General features: G+C 65.4%; 9 protein-coding genes. 7 read left to right on the forward strand and 2 right to left on the reverse strand.

Going from position 1 to position 10089, the window contains the following annotated elements; genetic code table 11:
* Positions 1-217 precede the first annotated feature (217 nt).
* Positions 218-1279, reverse strand: a complete 1062-nt coding sequence (locus V9K97_RS19035) for a 4-hydroxythreonine-4-phosphate dehydrogenase PdxA (protein ID WP_337319986.1) — start codon at positions 1277-1279, stop codon at positions 218-220.
* Between the two features lie 45 nt (positions 1280-1324).
* Entirely contained in the window at positions 1325-2299 is a 975-nt protein-coding gene (locus V9K97_RS19040; protein ID WP_337319988.1) for a Bug family tripartite tricarboxylate transporter substrate binding protein, read from the reverse strand.
* A gap of 92 nt (positions 2300-2391) precedes the next feature.
* On the opposite strand from V9K97_RS19040, the gene V9K97_RS19045 reads away from it, so the two are divergent.
* The 7 genes from V9K97_RS19045 (at position 2392) to V9K97_RS19075 (ending at position 9978) form a co-directional block, all read left to right on the forward strand.
* Complete coding sequence (locus V9K97_RS19045) at positions 2392-3327, forward strand: LysR family transcriptional regulator (RefSeq protein ID WP_337319989.1); 936 nt, start codon at positions 2392-2394, stop codon at positions 3325-3327.
* Positions 3328-3502: 175 nt separating this feature from the next.
* Positions 3503-4813 carry an ABC transporter substrate-binding protein gene (locus V9K97_RS19050; RefSeq protein ID WP_337319991.1) on the forward strand — a complete coding sequence of 437 codons (1311 nt, stop codon included), beginning with the start codon at positions 3503-3505 and terminating at the stop codon, positions 4811-4813.
* Positions 4814-4966: 153 nt separating this feature from the next.
* Entirely contained in the window at positions 4967-5824 is an 858-nt protein-coding gene (locus V9K97_RS19055) for a carbohydrate ABC transporter permease (protein ID WP_157612414.1), read from the forward strand.
* Positions 5825-5834: 10 nt separating this feature from the next.
* Positions 5835-6659 carry a carbohydrate ABC transporter permease gene (locus V9K97_RS19060; protein ID WP_126745488.1) on the forward strand — a complete coding sequence of 275 codons (825 nt, stop codon included), beginning with the start codon at positions 5835-5837 and terminating at the stop codon, positions 6657-6659.
* A 17-nt stretch (positions 6660-6676) separates the two neighbouring features.
* Entirely contained in the window at positions 6677-7714 is a 1038-nt protein-coding gene (locus V9K97_RS19065) for an ABC transporter ATP-binding protein (protein ID WP_337319992.1), read from the forward strand.
* An 81-nt stretch (positions 7715-7795) separates the two neighbouring features.
* Positions 7796-9193, forward strand: coding sequence for a D-arabinitol 4-dehydrogenase (gene dalD / locus V9K97_RS19070; RefSeq protein WP_337320003.1), 1398 nt, complete (start codon positions 7796-7798; stop codon positions 9191-9193).
* Positions 9190-9978, forward strand: coding sequence for an L-iditol 2-dehydrogenase (locus V9K97_RS19075; RefSeq protein WP_337319994.1), 789 nt, complete (start codon positions 9190-9192; stop codon positions 9976-9978). The genes dalD and V9K97_RS19075 overlap by 4 nt, the downstream gene beginning before the upstream one ends.
* Positions 9979-10089 lie beyond the last annotated feature (111 nt).

Consider the following 10089-nt stretch of genomic DNA (forward strand, 5'->3'; position numbering starts at 1 on the left):
GCTGCGCAAGGCACCCCATCGACGGGAGCGTTGTTCAGAGCGGTGGTTGATCGCACGGAACAAGCGCAGCGCCCGGTGTGCACAGGGCATCGGGTGCTCCCCGCAGCGAAATAAAGGAGGAGCCGAAGGCGGGGGACATTCGCGGAGGAGTACCCGGTGACCTTTGCACGCGCCCTGAACAGCGGTGCCTCGGACAACAGCGCCGCCAAGCACCCCCTCAAACCGTAGCCGCCTCCAAAGGCGCCCGCACCGGCCCACCACTGGCCATCCGAACACACAAGTCGAAGGCCTGCTGCAGCCCTTCGATCTGCGCAACGCCCTTGCCCGCAATGTCGAAAGCGCTGCCGCTCGCAGAGGTGGCCACCGGCACAGGCAAGCCACCGTGCAGCGTCACACCTTGCTCGAAGCCCATAAGCTTCATCGCGATCTGCCCCTGGTCGTGATACATCGACACCACCGCATCCACATCGCCCCGACGTGCACCGATGAACACCGTGTCGGGCGAGAACGGGCCGCGGGCGTCGAAGCCCTCGGCGCGCAGCTGTTCGATGGCCGGCGCGATGATCTCGATTTCTTCCATGCCGATGGAGCCACCGTCCCCCGCGTGCGGGTTGAGCCCCGTCACCGCAATACGAGGTTGCGCCACACCTGCGCGGCGCAGGGCCGATGCAATGATCTTCACCGCATCGCTCACACCCTCCATCGTGATGTGGGCCGCCACGTCCTTCAGCGGAATGTGCGAGGTCACGCGTGAGGTCCACAACGAACCCGTGAGGTTGAACTCGCAGACGAAGCCCTTCACGGCAAAGCGCTCCTGCATGTAGCGCAGCTCGTCTTCATGCACCAGGCCGCCCAGGCGAAGCGAATGCTTGTTGAGCGGCGCAAAGAGAATGCCATCCGCTTGCCCGCGCCGCACCGCCGCGGTGGCGAGTTCCAGTGCCTCGAAGGATGCGCGGCCCGAGGCCTCGTTCGATTCGCCGAGCACCGGCTCCCGGCCCTCCATCCAGTCGCGCAGGAGCAGGGTGGGGCGGCCATCCTCGAAGCGCAAGTCGTCCAACCGGTCGATCTGCAGTGGGTCGAGCTTCACGCCCGCCACGCGCTCGCCCGCGGCCAGCACCACGGGGTCGGCGATCAGCAGCACGCGCGCGGCCTCCAGGTTGCGCTGGCGCGCGAGCAGCTTCACGGCCATCTCGGGGCCGATGCCGCTCGGGTCGCCGAGCAGCACGGCGATGCGGGGCTTCGCGGAAATGACGGTCGGGGTCTTCGATGGGGTGGACATGGAATCAGGAATGAAATGGAGAAGAAGAAGGAAAGAAGGAAGGCCTCATTCGGCCTTGATGTTGGCGTCCCGCACGAGCTGGCCGTAGTGGTCGAACTCCTGCTTGTTCATTGCCGCGAAAGCTTCGCCGGTGATCACGCCGGGCTCGCCACCCAGGCCCTTGATGCGCGCCTGCACATCGGGCAGCTTCAGCGTGCGCGTGAGCTCCGTGCCGAGCCGCTCCACCACGGGCCGCGGTGTGCCAGCCGTCACATAGAGCCCGTACCAGGTGGACACGTCCGCGCCCTTGATGCCCTGCTCGGCCAGCGTGGGCACATCGGGCAGTTCGGGCGAGCGCTGCGGTGCGCTCACGGCCAGCGCGCGGAACTTGCCGGCCTTGATCTGGCCCATGGCGGAAGAGGTGCTGTCGAACATCATGTCGACCTCGCCGCCGATGATGTCGATGTGCGCCTGCGAGCTGCCCTTGTAGGGCACATGGATCGACTTCATGCCCGTGGCCAGGTTGAAGGCCTCGCCGCCCACGTGCTGCGTGCTGCCGATGCCGGACGACGCGTATTTCAAGCCGCCTGGCTTGGCCGTCATGGCCGCCACCAGGTCTTTCACCGACTTGTAGGGTGAACTGGCCGAAACCACCAGCACGTTGGGCATCACCGCCACCAGGCCGATCGGCTGCAGGTCTTTCAGCGGGTCGTACTTGAGCTTGAGGATGTGAGGCGCCACCGCCTGCGCGGTGTTGGTGGCCAGCAGCAGCGTAGTGCCGTCGGCCGCGGCGCGCGCGGTGAGTTCGCCGGCGATGGTGTTGGATGCGCCGGGCCGGTTCTCCACCGTCACGGGCTGCTTGAGCACCGGCGCGAACTTGTCGGCCAGCACGCGCGCGAGGATGTCGGTACCGCCGCCGGGTGAGGCGCCGACCATGATGCGCAGCGGCTTGTCGGGGTACGCCGGCTGCGCACCGGCCATGGCGGTTGCCAGCGCCAGCGTGGCCGCGCTCGCCGTGCGGGCAAGAAAAGAAAGCTTCATCGGGTGTATCTCCTGCTTGTTTGGCACCAGCTTAGGGAGCTTCGTGTTGCCAATCCAATCGAAAAAGCCCGAAGCTCCATATACTTTTGTGCATGACTTCTGGTTCAGGCCTGACCGACGCATCGCTGATGCTTCATGTGCGGCCGCGCCAGTTGCTGCTGCTGGCACGGCTCGATGCCCACCGCCATCTGGGCCGCGCAGCCGAGGCCATGAACATCAGCCAGCCGGCTGCCACCAAGCTGCTGCAGCAGCTGGAAGATTCGCTGGGCGAGAAGCTCTTCGAGCGCCTTGCGCGGGGCATGGAGCCCACGCCTTACGGCGAGATCCTGATCCGCTATGCCCGCCGCGTGCTCAGCGACTTCGGCAGCGCCCGCGAGGAAATGCTCGCGCTGCGCTCGGGCCTGAGCGGTTCGCTGCGCGTGGGCAGCGTGCCGGGCGCGGTGCCCGAGCTGCTGGCGCCGGCGCTGGTCGAGTACCACCGGCGTCATCCGCAGGTGGCGGTGTCGGTAATCGTCGAGACCAGCGATGTGATGCAGGCGCAGCTCGAGCAGGGCGACGTCGACCTGGTGCTGGGCCGGCTCACGGACAGCCACGACGAGGCCAAGTACGCGAGCGTGCCGCTGCTGGGCGAGTCGCAGGTGGTCGTGGTGCGCGCCGCGCACCCTGTCTTCGAGCAGCCCACCGTCACGCTGGCCGAAATGGCGAACCGGTCATGGGTGTTGCAGCCCCCGGGCTCGCCGCAGCGCGGGCGCTTCGAGGCGGCGATGCGGGAGGCGGGTATCCAGGCGCGGCTCGACATCATCGAAACGGCATCGCCCATTGCCATTACCGCCTTGCTCGAGAACTCCGACATGGCCGCCGTGATGCCGGCTTCGCAGGCCGGCCACTACGCGCGGCTGGGCGTGCTGCGCACCGTGCCGGTGGAGCTGCCGGTGCGCGTGCCGCCGATCTGCCTCATCACCCGGCAGGACCGCCCGCTTTCACCGGCCGCGGCGCAGTTCCGGCGCCAACTGCTGGGCGGTGCCTGAGGTCTTTGGATTGAGCTTTTCCATGCTGTATTGCGTTGACTAGGGAATCTCCTAGCTGATTGGTGCATGAAAGTACCAGCAAGGACGGATGAAGTACCAAACCCGCAAGCGCGTTTCTCCAGAATCCCGCCACGGCGACCCGAACACAGGGCGTCGCTCACCTCTAGGAGACAACATGAAGCGTTTTCTGAAAGCGGGCCTCGTCCTCGCACTCGCCGGCACGGGGCTCGCCTCCCAAGCCGCCACCGAACTCGTGATTGCCACCGTCAACAACGGCCACATGATCGAGATGCAGAAGCTCACGCCCTTCTTCGAAAAAGCCAACCCCGACATCAAGCTCAAGTGGGTCACGCTCGAAGAAGGCACGCTGCGCCAGCGCGTGACCACCGACATTGCCACCAAGGGCGGCCAGTTCGACGTGATGACCATCGGCCTGTACGAAGCGCCGATCTGGTCGAAGAAGGGTTGGCTCCAGCCCATTGCCACCGACGCCGCCTACGACGCCGATGACCTGCTGCCCGCGATTCGCGCCGGCCTGTCGTACGACGGCAAACTCTACGCCGCGCCGTTCTACGGCGAGAGCTCGATGCTCATGTACCGCAAGGACCTGGCCGACAAGGTCGGTTTCAAGATGCCCGAGCAGCCCACCTGGGCGCAGGTGAAAGAGCTCGCCGGCAAGATCCACGACCCCAAGGCCGGCGTATACGGCATGTGCCTGCGCGGCAAGCCGGGCTGGGGTGACAACATGGCCTTCCTGACCACGCTGGTCAACACCAACGGCGGCCAGTGGTTCGACATGCAGTGGAAGCCGCAGATCGACACCAAGCCGTGGAAGGACGCAATCAACTTCTATGTGGACATGATGAAGTCGTATGGCCCGCCCGGCGCATCGGCCAACAGCTTCAACGAGAACCTCGCGCTCTTCAACGAAGGCAAGTGCGGCATGTGGGTGGACGCGACCATTGCGGCCTCGTTCATCAGCGATCCGAAGCAGTCGAAGGTGGCCGACAAGGTGGCCTTCGCGCAGGCTCCGGTGGCTGTAACGCCCAAGGGCGCCAACTGGCTGTGGACCTGGAACCTGGCCATTCCGGCAAGCTCGACCAAGGGCGCCGCCGCGCAGACCTTCGTGAAGTGGGCGACCTCCAAGGAGTACGTGAACCTGGTGGCCAAGGAGCATGGCTGGGGCACGGTGCCTACCGGCACGCGCAAGTCGACCTATGCGAACCCCGAATTCCAGAAGGTCGCCAAGTTTGCCGCGGCCGAGAAGAAGGCCATCGATACGGCCAATCTCAGCGACAGCACGCTGCCCAAGTCGCCGTACGTGGGCGTGCAGTACGCGGCCATTCCCGAGTTCCAGGCCATCGGCGTGGCGGTGGGCCAGCAGATGAGCGCGGCGCTGTCGGGCAAGGTGACGGTGGACCAGGCGCTGAAGACTTCGCAGACGGCGGCTGAGCGGGAGATGAAGAAGGCTGGGTACTACAAGTAAGCCAGCTGGCTTTCTTGCTCCCTCCCCTTCCGGGGGAGGGTTGGGGTGGGGGCACGCGGCGCATCAATCACCGCGGCGCTCGATCCGGGAGCCCCCATCCCCGCCTTCCCCCAAAGGGGGAAGGAGCCAGAGACAACGAGAAGGGATTTCCTCATGAAACGACTCCTGCCCCGGGCCCTCATGGCGCCTGCCGTGCTCACGCTCCTCCTCTGGATGATCGTGCCGCTCGTGATGACGTTGTATTTCTCGTTCGTGAACTACAACCTCATGCAGCCCGGCGAGCGCACGTTCGCGGGCATCGAGAACTTTCACTACTTCGTCACCGACCCCGACTTCTGGCCCGCAACGTGGAACACGTTGATGCTGATCGGCAGCGTGATCGTCATCACGGTGGTGCTCGGCGTGCTGCTCGCGCTCTTGGTGAACGAGCCCTTCCCGGGCCGCGGCATCGTGCGGGTGCTTTTGATCTCGCCCTTCTTCGTCATGCCAGCGGTCAACGCGCTGCTGTGGAAGCACATGATGATGAACCCCATCTACGGCATCCTGGCCGACGTGTGGCGCTTCTTCGGCGCCCAGCCGGTCGATTGGCTCACCGACGTGCCGCTGTTCTCGGTGATCGTCATGGTGGCCTGGCAGTGGCTGCCGTTCGCCTGCCTGATCTTCATCACCTCGCTGCAGTCGCTCGACCGCGAGCAGATGGAGGCCGCGCGCATGGACGGCGCGAGCGCATTCCAGCGCTTCTTCTACCTGACCATTCCGCACCTCGGCCGGCCGATGGCGGTGGTGATCATGATCGAGATGATCTTTCTGCTCAGCGTGTTTGCCGAGATCGCCATCACCACCAACGGCGGCCCGGGCAACGAGAGCACCAACATGACCTACCTGATCTTCAAGCAGTCGCTCATGAACTTCGACGTGGGCGTGGCCTCGGCCGGTGCGCTGTTCGCGGTGGTGCTGGCCAACATCGTGGCCGTGTTCCTCATCCGGATCATCGGCAAGAACCTCGACTGAAGGAACGACCATGCAACCCAGCAACTTCCTTCCGCAACTGCTGCGCACCGTGGGTGCGTGGGCCGTGGCGCTGCTCCTGTTCTTCCCGCTCGGCTGGCTGTTTCTCACGGCCTTCAAGACGGAGCTGCAGGCCATTCACGTGCCGCCGCTCTTCATCTTCGAGCCCACGCTCGACAACTTCGGCGAAGTGCAGCGCCGCAGCGACTACCTGCTGTACGCGCGCAACTCGCTCATCACCAGCCTGGGCTCGACCATCATCGGCCTGCTGATCGCGGCGCCCGCCGCGTATTCGATGGCCTTCTTCCGCACGAAGAAGACGCGCGACATCCTGATGTGGATGCTCTCCACCAAGATGATGCCGGCCGTGGGTGCGCTGGTGCCGATCTATGTGCTCGCGCAAACCGCGGGCCTGCTCGACTCGCTCACCGCGCTCACCATCGTGTTCACCTTGTCGAACCTGCCGATCATGGTGTGGATGCTCTACAGCGCCTACAAGGACATTCCGAACGAAATTCTCGAGGCCGCGCGCATGGACGGCGCGAGCCTGTGGACCGAGTTCCGGCACGTGGTGCTGCCGCTGTCGGTGGGCGGCCTGGCATCGACCGGCCTCTTGTGCCTGGTGCTGAGCTGGAACGAGGCCTTCTGGGCGCTCAACCTCAGTTCGGCCAAGGCCGGCACGCTGGCCACGCTCATCGCTTCTTACTCCAGCCCCGAGGGCCTGTTCTGGGCCAAGCTGTCGGCGGCTTCGCTGATGGCCATTGCGCCCATCGTCGTGTTCGGCTGGTTCAGCCAGAAGCAATTGGTGCAAGGCCTGACCTTCGGCGCCGTCAAGTAAAGAAAGGGAGACACCTCATGGCCTACCTGCAACTCAAAGACATCAAGAAGAGCTTCGGCGACGCCGACATCATCAAGGGCGTCGATCTCGAAATCCAGAAGGGCGAGTTCATTGTCTTCGTCGGGCCTTCGGGCTGCGGCAAGTCGACGCTGCTGCGCCTGATTGCGGGGCTCGAGCCGATCACCAGCGGCAACCTGCTGCTCGACGGCAAGGACATCACCTGGGCGCCTTCGGGCAAGCGTGACCTGGCCATGGTGTTCCAGAGCTACGCGCTTTATCCGCACATGAGCGTTTACGACAACATGTCGTTCGCGCTCAAGCTGGCGGGTGTTCCGAAGAGCGAGATCAAGACCAAGGTCGAGTACGCGGCCAAGACGCTCAACCTCACGCAGTACCTCGACCGCACGCCGAAGGACTTGTCCGGCGGGCAACGCCAACGGGTGGCCATTGGCCGCGCCATCGTGCGCGCGCCGAAGGTGTTCCTGTTCGACGAGCCGCTGTCCAACCTCGATGCGGCGCTGCGCGGCAACACGCGCGTCGAGATCCACAAGCTGCACCGCTCGCTCGGTGCCACCACCATCTACGTGACGCACGACCAGGTCGAGGCCATGACGTTGGCCGACCGCGTGGTGGTGCTCAGGGATGGGCTCATCGAGCAGGTCGGCACGCCGCTCGAGCTGTACGACCGGCCCGCCAACCAGTTCGTTGCGCAGTTCATCGGCATGCCTTCAATGAACATGGTGGCGGCGAGTGCGATCCCGAGTTTCTCGGCAGCAACCGGCGGACGCCTGCCGAGCGACGGTTTCCTGGGCGTGCGGCCCGAAGGCTTGCGCGTGCATCCGAAGCAGGCCGCCGCCGCGGGCGTGCCGGGGCGCGTGGAGCTGATCGAAGCACTGGGCGCGGACACGCTGATTCACGTCGACGTGGGCGGCGTGCCGCTGATCGCGCGCCAGAACGAACGCACCCCGCTGCATGCGGGCGACGACGTGGCGGTCGAGCTCGACCCGTCGGTGCTTCATTTGTTCAACCGCGAAGGCCGTTCGGTCTCCGCCTGATTCTTCCGGAACATTCCCGTGACCCTCGCAGCAGCGCCTCTCGATGCGCCAACTCCACCCCCGGCTCCTTCGGAGTTCACGGTGCTTCACCTTGGACTCGGCTCGTTCCATCGGGCCCACCAGGCCGTTTACTTGCAGCGGCTGATCGATGCGGGCGATACCCGCTGGTCGCTCTCGGGCGCGAACATCCGGCCCGACATGGCCGAGGTTGTCGCGGCCCTGCAGGCCCAAGGTGGACGCTACACGCTCGAAACCGTGTCGCCGGCCGGCGAGTACCGCTACGAACAGATCGAAGCCATACGCGAGGTTCTGCCTTACGAGCCCTCGCTGGCTAGGGTCGTCGCGCGCGGCGCGGCACCGTCCACGCGCATCGTGTCATTCACGGTGACCGAGGCGGGCTACTACCTCGATACCAAGGGCAAGCTGGACCTCTCGTTCGGCGACCTTGCGGCGGACATCGAGCGAGCCCGCCGCGGCCAGGCGTGGAGTGGAGGCGGCGAAGGCGTGACCATCTACGGCGCCGTCTGCGCGATCTTGCGCGCGCGCAAGGCTGCGCAGGCCGGCCCGGTCACTCTGCTCAACTGCGACAACCTGCGTCATAACGGCGACCGCTTTCGCGCCGGGTTGCTGGAGTTCATCGAACGCGCGGGCGATACCGAACTGCTCGCATGGGTGCAGCCGAACACCGCCTGCCCGAACGCAATGGTCGACCGCATCACGCCGCGCCCGCCGCCCGAACTGCGCGCACGCGTGAAGGCTGCCACCGGCCAAGACGATGCGGCCGCAATCACTGGCGAGAGCTTTATCCAGTGGGTGATCGAAGACAACTTCGTTGCGGGCCGTCCCGATTGGGGCCGCGTGGGCGTGGAGCTGGTCGATTCGGTGCAGCCTTACGAAGAAGCCAAGATCCGCATCCTCAACGCCACGCACAGCTGCATTGCATGGGCCGGCACGCTGATCGGGTTGAGCTTCATCCATGAAGGCACGCACCACGCGGCCATCCGCAAGATGGCGTTCGACTACGTGACCGACGACGTGATTCCGTGCCTGAGCCCGAGCCCGATCGATCTTGCGGCTTACCGCGACGTGGTGCTCGACCGCTTCGGCAACCCCGCTATCCGCGACACCAACCAGCGCGTGGCGGCCGACGGCTTCTCGAAGATTCCGGGCTTCATCGCGCCGACGGTGCGTGAGCGGCTTGCTGCCGGGCAGCCGATCGACAGCGTTGCGATGCTGCCCGCACTGTTTCTTGCCTTCTTGCAGCGCTGGCATCACGGGGCGCTGCCGTATGCGTATCAAGACCAGGGCATGGACGGAGCCGTGGCGCACGCCATTTGCGATGCCGCCGATCCGGTGCTGGCGCTGTGCTCGGACGCGGGACTGTGGGGCGCCATTGCTGGCGATGCACGGCTGGTAGAGGCCGTGCGTGGCGCGAGCGAACGCGTGGCAAGTTTCATGAATGCAGGAGCAACGAGATGAGCGAACGGCTGAAGAACCGCCACGTGCTGCTGACCGGTGCCGGCGGAGGCATCGGGCTTGCAGTCGCCGAGGCATGCATTGCCGAAGGCGCGCGCTGCAGCATCGTCGACCGCATGGCTGCTGCGCCTGAAGCAGTGCGGGCGCTGTTGCAGAAGCATCCCGACCGCCTTGCCTACATCGCGGCGGACGTGACCGACACGAAAGGAATCACGCACCTTCTCGCAGAGGCGCAGGTCGCCTTCGGCCCCATTCACACCCTGTTCAACAACGCCGCGGTGTTCGACCTTGCGCCGCTGCTCGACAGCGACGAGGCATCCTTCGACAAGCTGTTCGCGGTCAACGTGAAGGGCATGTTCTTCGTTATGCAGGCGGTGCTGCGCCACATGGTCGAAGCCGGCACGCAGGGTGCATCGATCATCAACATGGCGTCACAGGCGGGGCGTCGCGGCGAGGCGCTGGTGTCGCACTACTGCGCAACAAAGGCCGCCGTCATCAGCTACACCCAGAGCGCCGCACTGGCCATGGCCCCGCACGGCATTCGCGTCAACGGCATTGCGCCGGGCGTGGTCGACACGCCCATGTGGGACCATGTAGACAGCCTGTTCGCCAAGGCCGAAGGGCTGCCACTCGGCGAGAAGAAGCGGCGAGTGGGCCTGGAGGTGCCGCTCGGCCGCATGGGCATGCCGAGCGACATTGCCGGCGCAGCGGTATTTCTTGCCAGCGACGAGGCGCGCTACATCACGGCGCAGACCTTGAATGTCGACGGCGGGAATGTGATGAGCTGAGATGAAGTTTGCTGTGCACGAGGTGCCGGGTTCGGGGCGCGCACCCGCCGACGGGGTACCTTTCTCCGCGAATGTCCCCCGGCCTGCGGCCTCCTCCTTTATTTCGCTGCG

It is taken from the genome of Variovorax sp. CCNWLW186, assembly GCF_037203865.1.
Classification (GTDB): Bacteria; Pseudomonadota; Gammaproteobacteria; order Burkholderiales; family Burkholderiaceae_C; genus Variovorax.

Excerpts from the sequence above, each read along its gene's own strand:
- V9K97_RS19045 (WP_337319989.1), top strand. The coding sequence starts at position 2,392 with ATGACTTCTGGTTCAGGCCTGACCGACGCATCGCTGATGCTTCATGTG.
- V9K97_RS19055 (WP_157612414.1), top strand. The coding sequence starts at position 4,967 with ATGAAACGACTCCTGCCCCGGGCCCTCATGGCGCCTGCCGTGCTCACG.
- V9K97_RS19065 (WP_337319992.1), top strand. The coding sequence starts at position 6,677 with ATGGCCTACCTGCAACTCAAAGACATCAAGAAGAGCTTCGGCGACGCC.
- V9K97_RS19035 (WP_337319986.1), bottom strand. The coding sequence starts at position 1,279 with ATGTCCACCCCATCGAAGACCCCGACCGTCATTTCCGCGAAGCCCCGC.
- V9K97_RS19075 (WP_337319994.1), top strand. The coding sequence starts at position 9,190 with ATGAGCGAACGGCTGAAGAACCGCCACGTGCTGCTGACCGGTGCCGGC.
- V9K97_RS19040 (WP_337319988.1), bottom strand. The coding sequence starts at position 2,299 with ATGAAGCTTTCTTTTCTTGCCCGCACGGCGAGCGCGGCCACGCTGGCG.
- V9K97_RS19060 (WP_126745488.1), top strand. The coding sequence starts at position 5,835 with ATGCAACCCAGCAACTTCCTTCCGCAACTGCTGCGCACCGTGGGTGCG.
- V9K97_RS19050 (WP_337319991.1), top strand. The coding sequence starts at position 3,503 with ATGAAGCGTTTTCTGAAAGCGGGCCTCGTCCTCGCACTCGCCGGCACG.